Here is a 19,402-nt window from a genome sequence, read left to right on the forward strand (position 1 = left end):
CTAGAGATCCTGTGTCAGCTGCTTGAGGAAAGCAGCAATCATTTCTTCGTTGCGCTTGTAGAAGATCCATTGGCCGACGCGTTTGGTGGTGACGAGGCCGGCGCGCTGCAGGGTTCCGAGATGGGCAGAGACGGTGGACTGCGATAGGCCGCAGCGCTCGAACTGGCTGGCGCAGACGCCCATCTCGAAGGGATGCTCCTGCGTGGGGAAATGTTCTTCGGGATTTTTCAGCCAGCTCAAAATGTCCATCCGGGTGGGATGGGCGAGGGCCTTCATGATCTCGTCTTTGTCCATCGTTGTTTACCGAACTATAAATCGTGTTTTGTCGATATATTGATCGCCGGATGGCGATATGCAAATCACGGAGACGTGAGGCCGCGGCTTTTGGCGATTGGGCAAATTTTGGGCAAAAAAAGAGGGCCACTGGAAAACCAGGGCCCTTTGAATTGTGAAGGTCAAAACCTCCAGAGGGGAACAGCTAATGCGGTGGTACTGGGAGAGAAACCACGAAATGCATCAGCTGGATTGGATATGGTGCTTCCTTAGGCAGGTTTCAATGCTTTTTTGTGCATGCCTGCTATGCGCCGCACAATTTTTTTGCGGTGCGGCATTTCCCGTCGACCCAAGGCAAAAAAAGAGGGCCGCTGGAAAACCAGGGCCCTTTTAAGTGTGAAGGTCAAAAACCTCCAGAGGGGAACAGCTAATGCGGTGGAACTGGGAGGAAAAGCCACCATGTGCATCAGCTATGTGCGATATGGTGGTTTAATGGGCAAACGGCAACCCTCATTTGTGCATGCCAGTCATGCACTCACCGCATAGTATGGAAAGCATTCCATAAAACTGGCTTAAAAATTCCAGTTTCTCGCCTTGCTGACGATGAAATCACGAAAAGCTTTCAGCTTGGCGGCGTTCTTGATCTCGTCCGGATAGCAAAAATAGGTGTCGAAAGAGGGGACGTCGGCATTGATCGCCAGCTGAATCAGGCCTGGATCGCGGCCGACGATGTAATCCGGCAGGCAGGCGACGCCGATTCCGAGCAGCGCGGCGCGCTTGATCGAAGTCTGGCTGTTGATCTGCAGATGCGGGATGCGTTTGTTGTCCGATGAGCGGCCGGCGACCTCAAGCCAGTTAACATCGAGCAGATAGCTCGGCGCCGGCTCGCCGAAGGTGATGATTCGATGACTGTCGAGATCCTCTATCTTCTGTGGCTCGCCATGGCGGTTGATGTAGGAGGGAGCGGCATAGACGTGCATGTGCACGGTGAAGAGCTTGCGCTGGATGAGGTCGGACTGCTGCGGCTGGCGCAGTCGGATTGCGCAGTCGGCATGGCGCATGTTCACATCCACTTCCTCATTGTCGAGGATCAGCTGGATCTGCACATCGGGATAAAGCTGGAGGAATTCCTGGATCTTGTCGGTCAGCCAGCCCTGGCCGAGGCCGACCGTGGTGGTGACGCGCAGCTTGCCGGACGGCGTCTCATTCGTCTCGGTGAGCTGCATCTTCACGGTTTCGAGCTTTAGCAGCACGTCATGGGCGGTGCGGTAAAGCAGTTCGCCCTGTTCCGTCAGGATCAGGCCGCGCGCGTGGCGGTGAAACAGCTTGGTGCCGACATCCTGCTCCAGCGCGCTGACCTGGCGGCTGATGGCGGATTGGGACAGATGCAGTTTGTCCGCCGCATGCGTAAACGAGCCCGCCTCGGCAGCTGCGTGAAAGATGCGCAGCTTGTCCCAATCCAATGGCATTCCCCCACCCCTCATGCCGATCTTACTCCGCGGCCACGGCGACGGGCATGTGGCCCGTCAGGTATCGCTCGGCTTCAAGCGCTGCCATGCACCCCAGGCCGGCGGCAGTGATCGCCTGGCGGAATGTATCGTCGGTCACGTCGCCGGCGGCATAGACCCCCTCCAGACTGGTCGCGGTCGAATCCGGCGCCGTCCAAAGATAGCCATTGTCCTTCAGCTTCAATTTGTCCTTGAATAGCTCGGTGGCCGGCGCATGGCCGATGGCGACGAAGACGCCGTCGATCGGCATCTCGGTGATCGCCCCGGTTCTGACGTCGCGCAGGCGCGCGCCAGTCACGGATTGCGGCATTGGCGGCTTGGCCGGCGTGCCGGTGATTTCGGCAATTTCGCTGTTCCACAGCAGCTTGACGTTTTCCTTGGCGAACAGGCGCTCCTGCAGGATCTTCTCAGCCCGGAAGAAATCGCGGCGATGCACCAATGTGACCGACTTGGCGATGTTGGAGAGATAGAGGGCTTCCTCGACGGCGCTGTTGCCACCGCCGACCACGATCACATCCTTGTTGCGATAGAAGAAACCGTCGCAGGTGGCGCAGGCCGAAACGCCAAAACCCTGGAAATGCTGCTCGCTCTCGATGCCGAGCCACTTGGCCTTGGCGCCGGTAGCGATGATCAGCGTATCAGCGGTCCAGACCTGGCCGCTGTCGGTGCGGGCGACGAAGGGACGCTGGTTCATGTCGACTTCGGTCACGAGGTCGTTGACGATCTCAGCGCCGACATGTTTGGCCTGCTGCAGCATCTGTTCCATCAGCCAGGGACCCTGGATCGGATCGGCAAAGCCCGGATAATTTTCGACATCGGTGGTAATCATCAACTGGCCGCCCTGTTCGAGACCGGCGATCAGAACCGGCTTCAGCATGGCGCGCGCGGCATAGACCGCGGCGGTATAGCCTGCGGGTCCGGAACCGATGATGAGCACCTTGGTGTGGCGGGCGGGCATGTCATTTCCTTTCGACTGGGCAGGAGGCGGCGGCTCAGTGGCGATTGCGCCGTTCGCGGTCCACGCGCCATTTATGAACGTCCAATGCTTTTATTCAAGGGCAGCCTTGCGTTACCAACAAGGCAAATCACCCGGATGTGCAAGAATCCGTCATCGGCGTGAAACATTCTTGCGTATTCCGCGGCTTTATATAGAAGCTCCCCGCGGAGAATTAAAGAAAGGCAATGATGTGGGTCGCGCCGAGCTCGACGTCATCGACATAAAGATCCTCCGGGAGCTGCAGGCCGACGGCCGCATGACCAATGTGGAGCTTGCCGATCGCGTCGGCATCTCGGCGCCGCCCTGCCTGCGCCGGGTGCGAAAGCTCGAGGAAGCCGGCATCATCGAGGGCTACCACGCGATGCTGAACAGCCCGAGGCTGGGCTTCGATCTGGTCGCTTTCTGCATGGTCGGCCTCAAACACCAGTCGGAAGGCAATCTCAAATCATTCGCCGCCGCCACCACCGAGTGGCCGCTGGTGCGCCAGGCCTGGATGGTCTCGGGCGACAGCGATTTCCTGTTGCATTGCGTGGCCGAAAATCTCACCCACTTCCAGGATTTCGTCATCGAGGTGCTGACGGCGAACGAACATGTCGATACCGTGCGCACCATGCTGACGATCCGCCAGGTGAAGAAGCTCGGATTGGTGGAAGTTTAAAGCCGGTTACTTTCGCTGAATATAGCCGCCGCGGTTGATGCCGTGGCGCTGGAGCTTGTCGTAAAAGGTCTTTCTCGGAATGCCGAGCGCCTCGATCGTGCGGCGCACGTCGCCGTCATTGGCCGCCAGCGCATCGCGAATGATCTCTGCCTCGTAGCTTTCCAGCCGTTCGGGCAGCGTACCGCCCATCGGCTGCGGGGGAAGGGAGGCCGCTCCGCCGCCTTCCACACCCAGCACCACGCGTTCGGCATAATGAGAGAGTTCGCGGACATTGCCCGGCCATGCATGCGAGGCAAGGTGGCGGCGCACCTCGGGCGAAAGCTCAGGCACATCGCGGCGGAACCGCTCGGCGGCGCGGGCTGCGAAGTGGGAAAACAGCAGCGGAATATCGTCGCGTCGCTCCCGAAGCGGCGGAATGGAGATCGTCACCACATTCAGCCGGTAATAGAGATCCTCGCGAAAATCACCGCGCAGTTCGGGATCGCCGAGGTCGATCTTGGCGGCTGCGACGACGCGAAGATCGACCGGGCGTACCTCGTTGGTGCCAAGCGGGGTGATTTCACGCATTTCCAGCACCCTTAGCATCTTGACCTGGGTGGCGACAGGCATGCTCTCGATCTCGTCAAGGAAAAGCGTGCCGCCGCTAGCATGTTCGATGCGGCCGGTGCGGCGCTTCTGGGCGCCGGTAAACGCGCCGGCCTCGTGGCCGAATAACTCACTTTCGATCACGGTTTCGGGGAGCGCCCCGCAGTTCAGCGCCACGAAATTGCCCTTCCGGCGATGGCTCCATTGATGCAGGATCTGCGCGACCACTTCCTTGCCGCTGCCGGTTTCGCCGGCAACGAGCACGTCCACGTCGGTATCGGCGATGTGGCGAAGAATGTTTCTCAAGTTTTCCATGACCGGCGTCTGGCCGATCAGCGGCGAATTTTCTTGCGCGTCTTCGGCAGCTTTGCGCAGCATGCGGTTTTCCAGGATGAGCTGCCGCTTCTCGCTGGCGCGACGCACGCTCTGGACGAGCCGATCAGCCGCAAAGGGTTTGGCGATGAAATCATAGGCGCCGTCCTGGATGGCCCGGACGGCCATTGGGATATCACCGTGGCCGGTCATCAGGATCACCGGCAGGTCGGCATCCATGCCCTTGAGCGTGGCGAACAACTGCAACCCGTCGATCTCCGGCATGCGGATATCGGTGACGACGGGGCCGGCAAAGTCCATCGGCAGGTCGGCCAGCGCGGCCTTGGCGCAGTCATAGGCCGACACCGAAAATCCGGCGAGTTCGAGCGTCTGGGCCGTGGCGCGGCGCAAATCCTTGTCGTCGTCGATCAGCGCAACGGGCATCGGAGTGGCCATGATCTCAAACTTTCTTCAGATGAACCATGAATCGGGTACCCCTGTCGTCGCTCTCAACCTCCATCCGGCCGCCGTAGTCGCCGACGATATCCTTGGAGATGACCAGCCCCAGGCCGAGACCGCTTTCCTTCGAAGTGTTGAACGGCGTGAATAGGCCCTTGCGGATCTCGGGGGAAATGCCCGGGCCGTTGTCGGCGACCGTCAGGGTCACCATCTCCACATCGATTGATATCCTGACCTCGACGCGCGCCTCATCGGCCTTCGGCGCCACCGCTTCGAGCGCATTCTGAAGCAGATTGATGAGCACCTGCTCGAGACGGATCCGGTTTCCCATGACCTGCAGTTCGGCCGGCGGCAGGGCGATGTCGAGCGTATCCATGCGGCCGGCAAACCGGCTGCGCAACAGCATCACCGCGCCTTCGATGACGTCTTTCAATCCCGTCGGTTCGGCGTTGCCGCGGCCCTTTCGGGCAAAGGTCTTCAACTCCTCGGTGATCGAGCCGATGCGTTCTGTCAGCGCCGCGATGCTTTCGAGATTTTCACCGGCAGGCGCCGTCTGGCCGCGATCGAGGAAGGTGCGGGCATTATCCGCATAGGCGCGGATGGTTGCGACCGGCTGATTGATCTCATGGGCGACGCCGGCGGCCACCTGACCGAGGATTGCCAGCCGGTTGGCCTGCACAAGATCCTGCTGCACCGCCTGCAGCTTCTGCTCCGTGCTTCTGTGACCCGTGATTTCCGCCTGCAGCCGGTCGCGGGCCTGGCTGAGATCCAGGGTCCGCTCGGCCACGCGCCGTTCCAGTTCCTCTCGCGCCTGCTGTTGCCTGAAAATTTTGAGGGTGACCACCTGGCGGCGGCGCAATAGGAAGGCTGCGACTGACAACAGGGGCAGAAGCATGAGCAATGCCAGCATTCGGGCTTCGCGAATGCCGGCATCAACGGACGGCCCCAGCGCCACTAGGTGCTGCAAATGCCATGCTGTGGCGGGAACCGGCATCCCGACATCGAGAAACCTGGTTTTCCCGGCGCCGCCCGGCATGACGATCTCGACGACATCGAGCCTGTCGCCGAGGCTCCGGACCGTATCGAGCGGCAGCGGCTGAAGCGGCGCATCGCCGAATTGCAGGCTTTCGCGGATCGCCGTCAGCCGGTCGTCGGCGATCCGGCCGATCGTCATGAACCGCCACGAGGGAATGCTGGTGATGAGGACGATGCCGCGATCGTCGATGACGTAGGACGGCGCGTCCGAGGCATTCCAATCCGCCTCGACGTCGTCGAATTCAACCTTGACCACGACGACGCCCAGCAGCCCGCTGCTGCCTGATATCCGCTCGGAAATATAGAGGCCGGGTTTCTTGCTGACGGTGCCGAGCGCGAAGTGCTCGGCCTGTCCTTGCGCGACCGCCCCCTGAAAATATTCCCGGAAGCGGTAGTCATTGCCGACGAAGCTCGTCGGTTCGTGCCAGTTGCTGGCCGAAACCGCCATGCCGTCCTTGTCGATGACATAGATGACCGCAGCCTTCGTACCCGCCGCCAGCGTCTCCAGCTTCTGACTGAGGCGCTCGAAGGTCCCCGCATCGTTTCCCGCCAGTGCCGCGGTGAGTGCCGCGTCCTGCGACAGCACGAAGGGCAGCGCCCGGTATTTTTCGAGAACTGTGCGCAGCAATGCCGCATTCAGCCTTGCATCCGTGCGCGCCTGCTCTTCGAGGGCGGTCTCGGCCCGGTAGCGGCCGATTTCGCCGCCGGCCCACAGGCTTGCTGCGACGGCGACAAGCGCGATTGCCGCAAAGGCCCACCACATCCGGCGGATGCGGTGCTGCAGGGGCAGGGAAGACCACAGCGGCGATAGGGACAAGGACATGGCGGATTTGTGCATTTTTCTGCACGGTATGCAAATGGATTTGTGCGGATTTCCGCATTCCTCAGCGAGCTGCTGACGACGTCTGAAGGTTTTTATTTAGTAAAATCAATTGTTTAATGTGGATCGCCGAAACTGGCACGGTGATTGCGGGGGAGATGGCAACAACGGCTGAGCTGTTGGAGTGAAGCGAACGGCTCGGGAGGCCGGAGTTCTTTCCGGACGGGCCCTTAGGAGGATAACATGATCGCAGCACCATTCGATGCAGTCGCAGACAGCAAGGGCAAGAAGCCCTTTTATTCCCATCTTTACGTCCAGGTTCTCGCGGCCATCGCCGCCGGCATCCTGCTCGGCCATTTCTACCCCGAACTCGGCGCGCAATTGAAGCCGCTCGGCGATGCCTTCATCAAGCTCGTCAAGATGATCATTGCGCCGGTCATCTTCCTGACGGTTGCGACCGGCATTGCCGGCATGAGCGACCTGAAAAAGGTCGGCCGCGTCGCCGGCAAGGCGATGCTTTACTTCCTGACCTTCTCGACGCTGGCGCTCGTCATCGGCATGATCGTCGCCAATGTCGTTCAGCCCGGCGCCGGCATGAATATCGATCCGGCTTCGCTCGATCCTACCGCGGTGGCCAGCTATGCCTCGAAGGCTCATGAGCAGAGCATCGTCGGCTTCCTCACCAACATCATCCCGACGACGATCGTCGGCGCCTTTGCCGATGGCGACATTCTGCAGGTGCTGTTCTTCTCGGTGCTGTTCGGCATCGCGCTCGCCATGGTCGGCGAAAAGGGCGAACAGGTGGTCGGCTTCCTCAATGCCCTGACGGCTCCGGTCTTCAAGCTGGTCGCCATCCTGATGAAAGCCGCCCCGATCGGCGCTTTCGGCGCCATGGCCTTCACCATCGGCAAGTATGGCATCGGATCAATTGCCAATCTCGCCATGCTGATCGGCACCTTCTACATCACTTCGCTGCTCTTCGTCCTCGTCGTTCTCGGCGCCGTCGCCCGCTACAACGGCTTCTCGATCCTGGCGCTGCTGCGCTACATCAAGGAAGAGCTGCTCCTGGTTCTCGGCACCTCGTCTTCGGAGGCCGCACTTCCCGGGCTGATGAACAAGATGGAAAAGGCCGGCTGCAAACGCTCGGTCGTTGGCCTCGTCATCCCCACAGGCTATTCCTTCAATCTCGACGGCACCAACATCTACATGACGCTGGCGGCGCTGTTCATTGCCCAAGCAACCGGCATCAATCTCTCCTGGGGCGACCAAATCCTGCTGCTGCTGGTGGCGATGCTGAGCTCCAAGGGTGCCGCTGGCATCACCGGCGCTGGCTTCATCACGCTGGCCGCAACGCTCTCCGTCGTGCCCTCTGTGCCGGTCGCCGGCATGGCGCTCATCCTCGGCATCGACCGCTTCATGTCGGAATGCCGGGCGCTGACCAACCTCGTCGGCAATGCGGTCGCGACGATCGTTGTCGCGCGCTGGGAAAACGAGCTGGATACGGCCCAGCTTGCCAGAGCGCTGGGCGGCCAGGCAGAAGAGGGCGCTCCGGCTGCCGGGCTTCAGCCGGCGGAGTAATCGGCCGGATTGGTCATCATTAAGAAATCTTGCGGCGGCTCGTTCCGAAACGGGCCGCTTCTCTTTTCGGCGTTAGCCGCGGTTGTCGCTGAGAAGCCTGGTGTAAACGGCGCCGATCGCGTTTGCTTCTTTTTCCAGCGCAAAATTTGCCCTGACATGCCGCAGCGCATTCTCGCCATGCGCAATCGCCAGCGCGGGCTCTGCGATATAGGGGGCGATTGCCCGCGTCAGCGCCTCGCCGTCGCCGGCGACGACGACCGCGCCGGTCTCGCCCTCGGCGATCAGTTCGGCATAGGCCCCCGCATCCGATGCCACCACGGCGGTCCGCGAGGCCATGGCTTCGAGTGGCGTCAGGCCGAAACCCTCGTTACGGGAAGGGGCGACGTAAAGCGTCAGGCGGCGATACCAGACCTTGATATCGGGCACTTCGCCAAGGAAGACGATACGGTCACCGAGCCCGGCGGCGGCGACATCGGCCTTGAGCTTTTCGCCGAAGGCAGCGTGCTCGGCCGTCACGCGGCCGGAGACGACCGCCGTCCATTCCGGGTGCTGCGGCAGCAATTCGATCATTGCTTGGACGAAAAGATCGGTGCCCTTCTGATGGCGTACGCGGCCGAAACAGCCGACGAGATAGCGGCCGGGCAGACCGCTGGCGGCAATGCCGTCCTCTGCGGTTTCCGGTGGGTGGAACAGGGAAAGGTCGACGCCGTGCTGGATGACCGTATGCGGCACCTCAAGGAACGAACCGGAACGGTCGCTGGTTGCGATCACCGCGTCCATGCGGCGGATCAGCCATTTCGTATAGGCAGTGTGGCGGCGTTGCGCGGCCGAGGTGAAAAGCAGCTTTAATGGCATGCGCAGGAGATGGCGAAGCAGGATGCCGACGGCCATCTCATTGTTGCGGCGGGCGTGCCAGACACGCTGGCGCCGGCGCGCCGGCGGACGCCAGAGGCCGGCGAGCTGCGGCCACTTCAGTTCCGGCAGACCCTGCGGCAAGCCGGGGCCAAGCGTGGCGATCCTGAAACCGAGGCGGACCTGGCATGGGATGAGCTGGATGATGGTCGACGTGACGCCGGAGAGCCGGCGCTTGAAATTGGGCGCGATGATCTCGACGTCACGAATGTCCGGCAATGGATGGATCTCTGGTGGGCGATCAGCCCCAGGAAACCTGGAGGATTTCGTAGGCCTTGGAACCACCGGGCGCATTGACCTCGATGGAATCGCCAACTTCCTTGCCGATCAGCGCGCGGGCGATCGGCGAGGAAATGGAGATGCGGCCGGCCTTGACGTCGGCTTCCTGGTCGCCGACGATCTGATAGGTCTTTTCTTCCTCGGTGTCCTCGTCGACAAGCTTCACCTTGGCGCCGAACTTGATCTTGTCGCCCGACATCTTGGTGAGATCGATGACCTCGGCGCGCGCCGTCAGGTCTTCCAGCTCGCTGATGCGGCCTTCATTGTGGCTCTGGGCTTCCTTGGCGGCGTGGTATTCGGCGTTTTCGGAAAGGTCGCCATGAGCACGGGCTTCGGCGATCGCCTCGATGATTCGCGGGCGCTCCTCCTGCTGACGCCAGCGCAGTTCTTCCTGCAGCTTGACGAAACCACCCGGTGTCATCGGTACCTTTTCAACCATTTCTCTGTCCTTCACTCCTTATGTTCGCGCAATCAGGCGCGGACACAAAAGAAAACAGGTCCCGAAGGGGAGCTTCGGAACCGTGCCACAATTCTAGTTAAGTGCTTATAGCAGATCGGCAAGGCCGATTTCCAGAAAATTCGCATAGACGAAACGCAAGCCGCCGCAATAGCGGGTCGCGCGCCGTAAAAATGGGCAAAGGCGGGATCGCCGTGATTGACTTTGCGGTGCGGAACATATAGTGAACACACTAATGAAGAAGTCGCTAACAGAACGCTTGGCCATCCTTTCCGACGCCGCCAAATATGACGCTTCCTGCGCCTCCAGTGGCACGGTGAAACGTGATTCCGGCGCAAGCGGCGGGCTCGGCTCGACCGAGGGGTCCGGCATCTGTCATGCCTATGCGCCGGATGGGCGGTGCATTTCGCTTCTCAAAATATTGCTGACGAATTTCTGCATTTACGACTGCGCCTATTGCGTCAATCGTTCGTCGAGCAATGTCGAACGGGCGCGTTTTACGCCGGAAGAAGTGGTCTGGTTGACGCTGGAATTCTATCGCCGCAACTATATCGAAGGGCTGTTCCTATCCTCGGGCATTATTCGCTCGTCCGATTACACGATGGAAGAGATGGTCCGCATCGTCCGCGAATTGCGGGTGACGCATAATTTTCGCGGTTATATCCATCTCAAGTCGATCCCCGAGGCGTCGCCGCGTCTGATCGAGGAGGCGGGACTTTATGCAGACAGGCTGTCCCTCAATATCGAATTGCCGACGGATACCGGCATCAGCCGCTTCGCGCCGGAAAAGAAACCCGCCAATATCCGGCGATCGATGGGCGATCTGAGGCTAAAGATCGAGGCGGCCGGCGAACCGACGCTGCGGACCAAGAAGCGTCAGCGATTCGTGCCCGCCGGCCAAAGCACGCAGATGATCGTCGGCGCCGATGGCGCCAACGACGCGACGATCCTTGCCACTAGCGGACGGCTCTACAGCAGCTACGGCCTGAAGCGCATCTATTATTCCGCCTTCAGCCCGATCCCGGATTCGTCGAAAAACCTGCCGCTGATCAAGCCGCCGCTGATGCGCGAACACCGGCTCTATCAGGCCGACTGGCTCTATCGCTTCTACGGTTTCGGCATCGACGAGATCACCGCCAACCAGACGGGCGGCATGCTCGATCTGAACCTCGATCCGAAACTTGCCTGGGCGCTTTCCAACCGCGCCGAGTTTCCCGTCGATATCAACAGGGCGGAGCGTGAACGGTTGCTGCGTGTGCCCGGTCTCGGCACCAAGACGGTCAAAGCGATCGTTTCGGCCCGCCGATTTCACCGCCTGCGGCTCGACGATCTCTCGCGGCTCGGCATTTCGATCAGGAAAGTCCAATCCTTCATCTCAGCGGAAGGCTGGTCGCCGCGCCGGCTGATCGACCGGCCGGACCTTCGCGCCATGTTCGAACCGCAACCCGAACAATTGTCGTTACTGTGATGCGCCGGGTCGTACTTGCCGGGCGGGGCGATCTTGCCGAGTGGCGCGACGCCGCGCGTGCGCTTGCGGCCGCCGGCATCCTGCCCGAGGAGATCGACTGGCGGGAAAAAAGCCCCGAGGCCGATCTTTCATTCCAACGCGACGCCATGCCGCCGGCACCCGCGGCGACACGCAGGCCGATGACGGTGCCGCCCGTCTTTGTCGAGCTGGCTGAGACGGTTCTCTGCCATTCCGATCCGGTGCGGTTTTCCCTGCTTTATCGCCTCCTCTGGCGGCTGCAACTCGACCGGCAACTGCTCGAAGTGGCCTCCGACGAGGATGTCGTGCGTGCCCGGCTGATGGCGAAAAATGTCCGGCGCGACGCGCACAAGATGACGGCCTTCGTCCGCTTTAAGGAGACTGGTGCGGCTGCCGCAGGGCGTCGAAAATTCATTGCCTGGTTCGAGCCGGACCACCATATCGTCAGGCGTACGGCGCCCTTCTTCCAGCGGCGCTTCACTGACATGGATTGGCTGATTGCAACGCCCAAGGGCTCTGCCGCCTGGGACGGCGAGCGGCTGACGATCAAGGACGAGCCGTGCGAAAAGCCCAATCTCAGCGATGTCACAGATGAACTCTGGCGCACCTATTACGCCAGCATCTTCAATCCGGCGCGATTGAAGGTGAAGGCGATGCAGGCGGAGATGCCGAAAAAATACTGGAAGAACCTGCCGGAGGCCGATCTCATTCCAGGGCTGATTGCATCGGCCGAGAGCAAGGTGCGTGAGATGGCGGCGCGCGAGGCGACGCAATCGCTGCCTTTTCACGACCGCTTACAGCAGGCCGCGCGCCATCTTCCTACAGAAGCTGCGGCTCCCGCCGGCACACTCGATGCACTGCGCGCGGAGGCCGCGATCTGCACGCGCTGTCCACTTCACGCCAATGCGACCCAGACAGTCTTCGGGGAGGGGCCGCCCGATGCGCAGGTGATGTTCGTCGGCGAGCAGCCGGGCGATCAGGAGGATATTGCCGGGCGACCCTTCGTCGGCCCGGCTGGCAGGCTGCTCGATCAGGTGATCGCGGAAGCGGGCATCGACCGCTCGAAGCTCTACATCACCAATGCCGTCAAGCATTTCAAATATGAGCCGCGCGGCAAGCGCCGGATCCACCAGAAGCCCAATATGGGCGAGGTGAAACATTGCCGCTGGTGGCTGAACCTGGAGATGCAACTGGTCAAACCGAAGCTGATCGTTGCCATGGGAGCGACGGCGCTTGCGGCGCTGACCGATGCGAAGCAGCGTCTCCAGGATATCAGGGGGCAGGCGATGGCGATGGAAGGCGGGCGGACGCTGTTTGTGACAGTGCATCCGTCCTATCTGCTGCGCATTCCAGACGAGCGGTTGAAGGCGGAGGAATTCGCGCGATTTCGCGACGATATGCTGAATATACAGCAGCTTATGACAGCGATTGGATAGTTTGATTCCGGACTGTGGCACTTCGGTCAGAACGACCGGTGCCATCGCTCATCGAGCGATGGCACCGTTGATCGCGCGCTGTCTCAGGTGAAGTAGCTCTGCAGCGGCCGCACTTCGAGATTGCCCGCCTTCAGCGCCTTGATCGCCTGGGCGGCGGCTTCGGCGCCGGCCATCGTCGTGTAGTAGGGCACCTTCTGCATCAGCGTGGCGCGGCGCAGCGACTTCGAATCCGAGATCGCCTTGTTGCCGTCGGTGGTGTTGATGACGAGCTGGACCTGGCGGTTGCGGATCGCGTCCTCGATATGCGGACGGCCTTCCAGCACCTTGTTGATCTTGGTGGCGGTGATGCCGTTTTCGCCGAGGAAGCGGGCGGTGCCGCCGGTTGCCAGCACCTTGAAGCCCTGTTCGACGAGGATGCGGATCGCCGGCAGCACGCGCGACTTGTCTTCATCGCGTACGGAGACGAAGACCGTGCCGTCACGCGGCAGCTCAACGCCAGCGCCGAGCTGTGATTTGGCGAAGGCCAGGGCGAAATCGGTATCGAGGCCGATGACTTCGCCGGTCGAGCGCATTTCCGGGCCAAGCAGCGTGTCGACGCCGGGGAAGCGGGCGAAGGGGAAGACCGCTTCCTTGACGGCGATGTGCTTCAGCCGGCGCGGATCGGGCTTTTCACCATAGGCGGCGAAGGTCGCATCGAGCTTCTCGCCGGCCATCACCCGGGCGGCGATCTTGGCGATCGGCGCGCCGATGGTCTTGGCGACGAAGGGCACGGTGCGCGAGGCGCGCGGATTGACTTCGAGAACGTAGACGGTGCCATCCTTGATGGCGAACTGGACGTTCATCAGGCCGCCGACATTGAGCGCCTTGGCCATTGCCTTTGCCTGGCGCTCCAACTCGTCGAGCAGTTCGACGGGCAGCGAGCGCGGCGGCAGCGAGCAGGCGCTATCGCCGGAATGGATGCCGGCTTCCTCGATATGTTCCATGATGCCGGCGACATAGACGTCGGTGCCGTCGGAGAGGCAGTCGACGTCGACTTCGATGGCATGGCTGAGGTAGCTGTCGAAGAGCAGCGGGTTCTTGCCGAGCAGGGTGTTGATCTGGCCGGTCTTGTCGTTGGGATAACGCTGCTTGATGTCCTCCGGCACCAGTTCCGGAACTGTGTCGAGCAGGTAGGTCTGCAACTGGCCTTCCGAATGCAGGATCTGCATGGCGCGGCCGCCGAGCACGTATGAGGGACGCACGACCAGCGGGAAGCCGATTTCCGCGGCGACCAGGCGGGCCTGCTCGACCGAATAGGCGATGCCGTTGTTCGGCTGGTTGAGATCGAGCTTCATCAACAGCTTCTGGAAGCGGTCGCGATCTTCGGCGAGATCGATCATATCGGGCGCGGTGCCGAGGATCGGAATGCCGTTCTTTTCGAGCGCCTCGGCGAGCTTCAGCGGCGTCTGTCCGCCGAACTGGACGATGACGCCGACGACTTCGCCCTTTTCCTGCTCAGCGCGGAGGATCTCGATCACGTCTTCGGCCGTCAGCGGCTCGAAGTAGAGGCGGTCTGATGTGTCGTAATCGGTCGAGACGGTTTCCGGATTGCAGTTGATCATGATCGCTTCATAACCAGCATCCTTCAGGGCGAAGGCGGCATGGCAGCAGCAATAATCGAACTCGATGCCCTGGCCGATGCGGTTCGGGCCGCCGCCGAGGATGACGACCTTCTTGCGGTCGGACACTTCGGCCTCGGAGCGGGCAGCGCCGACGAAGGGCGTCTCATAGGTCGAATACATGTAGGCGGTCGGCGAGGCGAATTCGGCAGCACAAGTATCGATCCGCTTGAAGACCGGGCGGACGTTCAGGCTGTTACGGAATTCGGCGACCTGCTTGGGGCGCTTGCCGGTCAGCGTCGCCAGGCGGGCGTCGGAAAAGCCCATAGCCTTTAGCATCCGCAGGTTGGCGGCATCTTCAGGCAGGCCGTGCTCGCGGATGCGGGCTTCAGTGTCGATAATGTTCTTGAGCTCAGCGATGAACCACGGATCGATCTTGCAGCCCTCATGCACCTCTTCGATGCTGAGGCCCATGCGCAGTGCCTGGGCGACCATGCGCAGGCGATCCGGCGTCGGCGTGCCGATGGCGGCGCGGATGGCGTTGTGGCTGGATTCGCCTTCCTCGGAGTCGGGGATCTCGATCTCGTCGAGGCCGGTCAGGCCGGTTTCGAGGCCGCGCAGCGCCTTTTGCAGCGATTCGGCGAAGGTGCGGCCGATCGCCATGACTTCGCCGACGGATTTCATTGCTGTCGTCAGCACCGGCGAGGCGCCGGGGAATTTCTCGAAGGCGAAACGCGGGATCTTGGTGACGACATAGTCGATCGACGGTTCGAAGGAGGCCGGCGTGGCGCCGCCGGTAATGTCGTTGTCCAATTCGTCGAGCGTATAACCGATGGCGAGCTTGGCGGCGATCTTGGCGATCGGGAAGCCGGTGGCCTTTGAGGCCAGCGCCGACGAACGCGACACACGCGGGTTCATTTCGATGACGACGAGACGGCCGTCTTTCGGATTGACGGCGAACTGGACGTTCGAGCCGCCGGTCTCCACCCCGATCTCGCGCAGCACCGCGATCGAGGCGTTGCGCATGATCTGGTATTCCTTGTCGGTCAGCGTCAGCGCCGGGGCGACGGTGATCGAATCGCCGGTGTGGACGCCCATCGGGTCGATGTTTTCGATCGAGCAGATGATGATGCAGTTGTCCGCCTTGTCGCGGACCACCTCCATCTCATACTCCTTCCAGCCGAGCACCGATTCTTCGATCAGCACTTCGGTGGTCGGCGACGCGTCGAGGCCGCCGCCGACGATCTCGAAGAATTCCGAGCGGTTGTAGGCAATGCCGCCGCCGGTGCCGCCGAGGGTGAAGGAGGGGCGGATGATGGCGGGCAGGCCGACATGGTCGAGCGCCTGGGCGGCGATCGCCACGGCATGGTTCATGTAGCGCTGCTTGCGGTCGCTCTCGCCGAGGTTCCACTGGTTTTCCAGCTCGTCGAGCGCCTTGTCGAGGTCGGATCCGGAGAGGCTTTCGCGCAACTTGTTGCGCTCGGCCTCGTGCGTCTTGCGATCGAGGTCCTTGATGTCGGTGGCGTTCGCCAGCATCGAGCGCGGCGTTTCCAGCCCGATGCGGACCATCGCCTCGCGAAACAGCGCCCGGTCCTCGGCCATGTCGATGGCGGCAGGTTTGGCGCCGATCATCTCGACATTGTAGCGGTCGAGCACGCCCATGCGCTTCAGGGAGAGGGCGGTATTCAAAGCCGTCTGGCCGCCCATAGTCGGCAGCAGCGCGTCCGGGCGCTCCTTGGCGATGATCTTGGCGACGACCTCAGGGGTGATCGGCTCCACATAGGTGGCGTCGGCGAGGCCCGGGTCGGTCATGATCGTTGCCGGGTTGGAATTGACGAGGATGACGCGGTAGCCTTCCTCCTTCAGCGCCTTGCAGGCCTGGGTGCCGGAATAATCGAACTCGCAAGCCTGGCCAATGACGATCGGTCCCGCGCCGATGATGAGGATCGATTTGATGTCTTGGCGCTTCGGCATGAGTGCTTCCGTTTTCTGGCTGCGCAGAAAGCCGGCCAAGGTGGGGAGATCACCGGGTCGGGTCGCGCGTGCTGGGTCTTTTCAGGCTAGAAGCGGCTTATAGGCAAATGTATTTGCAAACGGAACCCCATAAATCGCGGAATCGACAGGAATCCAACATACCGCGGCAGGCTATTTTCCGTCAGGCCCGATCAGCACCCGCATTTTGCTGCCACGCGCCGGATTGGCGATGGCGGCCTTGGCGCCGAATGATGAAGGTGCGGTCGGTCTTGGTCTTTACCCGGCAAACCATTTTTGGGCTCTTGCTACGACCAGCGCTGTTCGCGATTTACGCCCACTTTACAAGCTGATAGTCGATGCTCTGGGTGTAAGGTGCTGGGGGGCGCAAGGTGTCATATTCACAGGAAATCGATAAGCTTTTGATCGCCATCGCCGCACAGGGAGGTCGCGTGACCGGTGTTGGCCTTGCAGAAGATGATGTAGTCAAAGCGGCGGAAGATCTCGGCTTGGTCGATGTTGCTATCGGTGATGCGTGGACCCTTGTCGATACCGTGTCGCTCGCGCCTCAACAGCGATTGAAAATGGGTCTGCCCCCGGTCATTCGGAAACCCTCCGTACTGGCGTCGGCGGCAAACGCGATCATGTTGACAGTGAGCAAAGCCTTCGGAAAACACAGCCGGCAACGCTGAATCCTGCATTCGCAGTTGATGATAACGTGGCGACAGGCTTAGGCCGCAAATCCCGCCGTCGCGAGCCAGGGGCATTCTGCCGGCAGGGATGAAGGCCAGCGCCTCTGGTTATTGGGGCACACCCAACCGTCGCTCTGTCCGGCACCTCGCGCGACAATGCCGAGATCAGGCGTCGCGTCCAGCGTGTCGTTTCGCCGTGAAAGGCGCTGCAACGGTCCATGGTGCTCGCGCGGCAGGGGGCCGATTGTCCGATGAAGTCGCTGGAATTCCGCCCGTCGACGGATATATAGATTCCTAAAGTGCAAGCACAGGCATTGCCGGGGAGAACGAAGATGGAATGGAGAGGCCGGCGTCAGTCCGACAATGTCGAGGATCGCCGCGGCGATCCCACAGGCGGCGGTTTCGGCCGCGGCGGTGGCTTCAACTTTCCTTCGGGCGGCGGCGTTCGCCGCGCCGGCGGCGGCTTGAGCATCGGCACGATCATCTTCCTTGTCGTCATCTATTTCATCTTCAAGATGATGGGCGTCGATCTGCTGCAGGTCCTCGAAGGCGGCGGCATGACGAGCGGCCCCGGCTACGAGCAGAGCCAGTCCGAAGGCACGCGCACACCGGCCAATGACGAGATGACCGCCTTCATGCGCACGGTGCTTGCCGAGACCGAGGATACCTGGCAGGGCATCTTCCAGGCGCAGGGCCGGACTTACGAAGAGCCGCGCCTCGTGCTGTTTTCTGGCTCGACGGCATCGGCCTGCGGCTCGGCGTCGGCGGCCACTGGGCCATTTTACTGCCCCGGCGACCACAAGCTCTATCTCGACACCCAATTCTTCCAGGAACTTTCCAACCGGTTCGGCGCCTCGGGTGATTTCGCCGAGGCCTATGTCGTCGCCCACGAGGTCGGTCATCACGTGCAGAACCTGCTCGGCATCCTGCCGAAGTTCAACCAGGCCCGCCAGCGCATGAGCGAGGAAGAGGCCAACAAGATGTCTGTGCGGGTCGAGCTGCAGGCCGATTGCTTCGCCGGCATCTGGGGCAAGTATACCCAGCAGAAAGGTATCCTGGAGGCCGGCGACCTAGAGGAGGCGCTGAACGCCGCCCAGCAGATCGGCGATGATACGCTGCAGAAGCGCTCGCAGGGCTACGTGGTCCCTGAGAGTTTCAATCACGGGACCTCCCAACAGCGCGTCAGATGGTTCAAGCGCGGGTTCGACAGCGGACAGTTGTCGGCTTGCGATACGTTTTCGGGGCCGGTTTGAGGGGCTGCACGGCAGAACGTTTCGGCCCCTTTGACCCAACTTTATTTCTCACTATCCATATGCTGCAGCATATGCTCGGGATAACGTCCGCCGGCGGCTGCGTCCTTCGGCACGGCACGTTCGATGGCGGCGAAGTCCTCCGGCGACAGGTCGACCGCGCGTGAGCCGAGCGCCTCGGTCAACCGGTCGCGGCGGCGGGCGCCGATGATCGGGACGATATCCCCGCCCTTGGCAGCGACCCAGGCGATGGCGATCTGGGCGACCGAGGCACTTTTTGCCACGGCAATTTCGCGCAGCTTTTCCACCAGAGCGAGGTTCTGATCGACATTGCCTTCCTGGAAGCGGGGGCTGTGGGCACGGAAGTCGCCGGCCGCGGCCTGGCCCTTTTGCCAGTGGCCGCTGATCAGGCCACGCGAGAGCACGCCGTAAGCGGTGATCGAGATGCCGAGTTCGCGTGTCGCAGGCAGGATCTTCTCTTCGATGCCGCGCGAGATCAGCGAATACTCGATCTGGAGGTCGACGATCGGGGCGACCGCTGCGGCGCGGCGGATGGTGTCTGCGCCGACCTCGGACAGGCCGATATGCCTGACATAGCCTGCCTTTACCATGTCGGCGATGGTGCCGACCGTGTCCTCGATCGGCACGTTCGGATCGAGGCGGGCCGGGCGGTAGATATCGATATAGGCGACGCCGAGGCGCTGCAGCGTATAAGCGAGGAAGTTCTTCACCGTGGCTGGACGGGCATCGACGCCGCTCCAGCCGCCGGCGGGATCGCGGAGGGCGCCGAACTTGACGCTGATGACGGCATCCTCGCGCTTGAGGCCCTTCAAGGCCTCGCCGATCAGCATCTCGTTATGGCCCATGCCGTAGAAATCGCCGGTATCGAGCAGGTTGATGCCGGCACCGAGCGTGGCATGGATGGTCGCGATGCTTTCGGCGCGGTCGGAGGGGCCGTACATGCCAGACATGCCCATGCAGCCGAGGCCGATGGCCGAGACTTCGGGTCCGGTCTTTCCCAAACGATAGGTCTGCATTGTCTTCTCCTTCGTCCGCGCGGCGCGCCCCCGAGCGGCGCTGCCAATGTCGTTCTACC

At 61.7% G+C, this 19,402-nt stretch carries 15 protein-coding genes; 6 read left to right on the forward strand and 9 right to left on the reverse strand.

Features of this window, described 5'->3' with window-relative positions; genetic code table 11:
• The 3 genes from ATY29_RS05300 to trxB form a co-directional block, all read right to left on the reverse strand.
• Nucleotides 1-294: an ArsR/SmtB family transcription factor gene (locus ATY29_RS05300; RefSeq protein WP_003565423.1), complete on the reverse strand. Its 294-nt coding sequence runs from the start codon at nucleotides 292-294 to the stop codon at nucleotides 1-3.
• Nucleotides 295-845: 551 nt separating this feature from the next.
• Nucleotides 846-1,742 (reverse strand): LysR family transcriptional regulator VtlR, encoded by an 897-nt coding sequence (locus ATY29_RS05305; protein ID WP_003565421.1) that lies wholly within the window; start codon nucleotides 1,740-1,742, stop codon nucleotides 846-848.
• A 22-nt stretch (nucleotides 1,743-1,764) separates the two neighbouring features.
• Nucleotides 1,765-2,739, reverse strand: a complete 975-nt coding sequence (gene trxB, locus ATY29_RS05310) for a thioredoxin-disulfide reductase (RefSeq protein WP_003565420.1) — start codon at nucleotides 2,737-2,739, stop codon at nucleotides 1,765-1,767.
• A gap of 229 nt (nucleotides 2,740-2,968) precedes the next feature.
• On the opposite strand from trxB, the gene ATY29_RS05315 reads away from it, so the two are divergent.
• Complete coding sequence (locus ATY29_RS05315; protein WP_003565418.1) at nucleotides 2,969-3,436, forward strand: Lrp/AsnC family transcriptional regulator; 468 nt, start codon at nucleotides 2,969-2,971, stop codon at nucleotides 3,434-3,436.
• A 6-nt stretch (nucleotides 3,437-3,442) separates the two neighbouring features.
• Here ATY29_RS05315 and ATY29_RS05320 read toward each other — a convergent pair whose 3' ends face one another.
• Entirely contained in the window at nucleotides 3,443-4,789 is a 1,347-nt protein-coding gene (locus ATY29_RS05320) for a sigma-54-dependent transcriptional regulator (RefSeq protein ID WP_097535446.1), read from the reverse strand.
• Between the two features lie 4 nt (nucleotides 4,790-4,793).
• Nucleotides 4,794-6,665: a sensor histidine kinase gene (locus ATY29_RS05325; RefSeq protein WP_097535448.1), complete on the reverse strand. Its 1,872-nt coding sequence runs from the start codon at nucleotides 6,663-6,665 to the stop codon at nucleotides 4,794-4,796.
• A gap of 225 nt (nucleotides 6,666-6,890) precedes the next feature.
• Between ATY29_RS05325 and ATY29_RS05330 the strand changes: the two genes are divergently transcribed.
• On the forward strand, nucleotides 6,891-8,225 hold the full coding sequence (locus tag ATY29_RS05330; protein WP_003565412.1) for a dicarboxylate/amino acid:cation symporter: 1,335 nt from the start codon (nucleotides 6,891-6,893) through the stop codon (nucleotides 8,223-8,225).
• 72 nt (nucleotides 8,226-8,297) lie between these two features.
• Here ATY29_RS05330 and ATY29_RS05335 read toward each other — a convergent pair whose 3' ends face one another.
• Nucleotides 8,298-9,356, reverse strand: coding sequence for a glycosyltransferase family 4 protein (locus tag ATY29_RS05335; protein WP_003565410.1), 1,059 nt, complete (start codon nucleotides 9,354-9,356; stop codon nucleotides 8,298-8,300).
• A gap of 22 nt (nucleotides 9,357-9,378) precedes the next feature.
• On the reverse strand, nucleotides 9,379-9,855 hold the full coding sequence (greA, locus tag ATY29_RS05340) for a transcription elongation factor GreA (protein WP_003565408.1): 477 nt from the start codon (nucleotides 9,853-9,855) through the stop codon (nucleotides 9,379-9,381).
• A 253-nt stretch (nucleotides 9,856-10,108) separates the two neighbouring features.
• Here greA and ATY29_RS05345 point away from each other — a divergent pair, with 253 nt between their 5' ends.
• Nucleotides 10,109-11,341 carry a putative DNA modification/repair radical SAM protein gene (locus tag ATY29_RS05345; RefSeq protein WP_037091464.1) on the forward strand — a complete coding sequence of 411 codons (1,233 nt, stop codon included), beginning with the start codon at nucleotides 10,109-10,111 and terminating at the stop codon, nucleotides 11,339-11,341.
• Complete coding sequence (locus tag ATY29_RS05350; RefSeq protein ID WP_003565404.1) at nucleotides 11,341-12,795, forward strand: UdgX family uracil-DNA binding protein; 1,455 nt, start codon at nucleotides 11,341-11,343, stop codon at nucleotides 12,793-12,795. The genes ATY29_RS05345 and ATY29_RS05350 overlap by 1 nt, the downstream gene beginning before the upstream one ends.
• Before the next feature lie 83 nt (nucleotides 12,796-12,878).
• On the opposite strand, the gene carB is transcribed toward ATY29_RS05350, so the two are convergent.
• Complete coding sequence (gene carB, locus ATY29_RS05355; RefSeq protein ID WP_003565402.1) at nucleotides 12,879-16,367, reverse strand: carbamoyl-phosphate synthase large subunit; 3,489 nt, start codon at nucleotides 16,365-16,367, stop codon at nucleotides 12,879-12,881.
• Nucleotides 16,368-16,756: 389 nt separating this feature from the next.
• Between carB and ATY29_RS36340 the strand changes: the two genes are divergently transcribed.
• Both ATY29_RS36340 and ypfJ read left to right on the forward strand, forming a co-directional pair.
• A complete protein-coding gene (locus tag ATY29_RS36340) occupies nucleotides 16,757-17,056 on the forward strand; it encodes a hypothetical protein (protein ID WP_133118181.1) in 300 nt (99 codons plus the stop codon).
• 332 nt (nucleotides 17,057-17,388) lie between these two features.
• Nucleotides 17,389-18,309, forward strand: a complete 921-nt coding sequence (gene ypfJ / locus ATY29_RS05360) for a KPN_02809 family neutral zinc metallopeptidase (RefSeq protein WP_003565398.1) — start codon at nucleotides 17,389-17,391, stop codon at nucleotides 18,307-18,309.
• A gap of 41 nt (nucleotides 18,310-18,350) precedes the next feature.
• Here the strand turns inward: ypfJ and ATY29_RS05365 are convergent, their stop codons facing one another.
• Nucleotides 18,351-19,343, reverse strand: coding sequence for an aldo/keto reductase (locus ATY29_RS05365; RefSeq protein WP_097535450.1), 993 nt, complete (start codon nucleotides 19,341-19,343; stop codon nucleotides 18,351-18,353).
• Nucleotides 19,344-19,402 lie beyond the last annotated feature (59 nt).

This window comes from Rhizobium hidalgonense, assembly GCF_002914525.1.
GTDB classification, from domain to species: domain Bacteria; phylum Pseudomonadota; class Alphaproteobacteria; order Rhizobiales; family Rhizobiaceae; genus Rhizobium; species Rhizobium hidalgonense.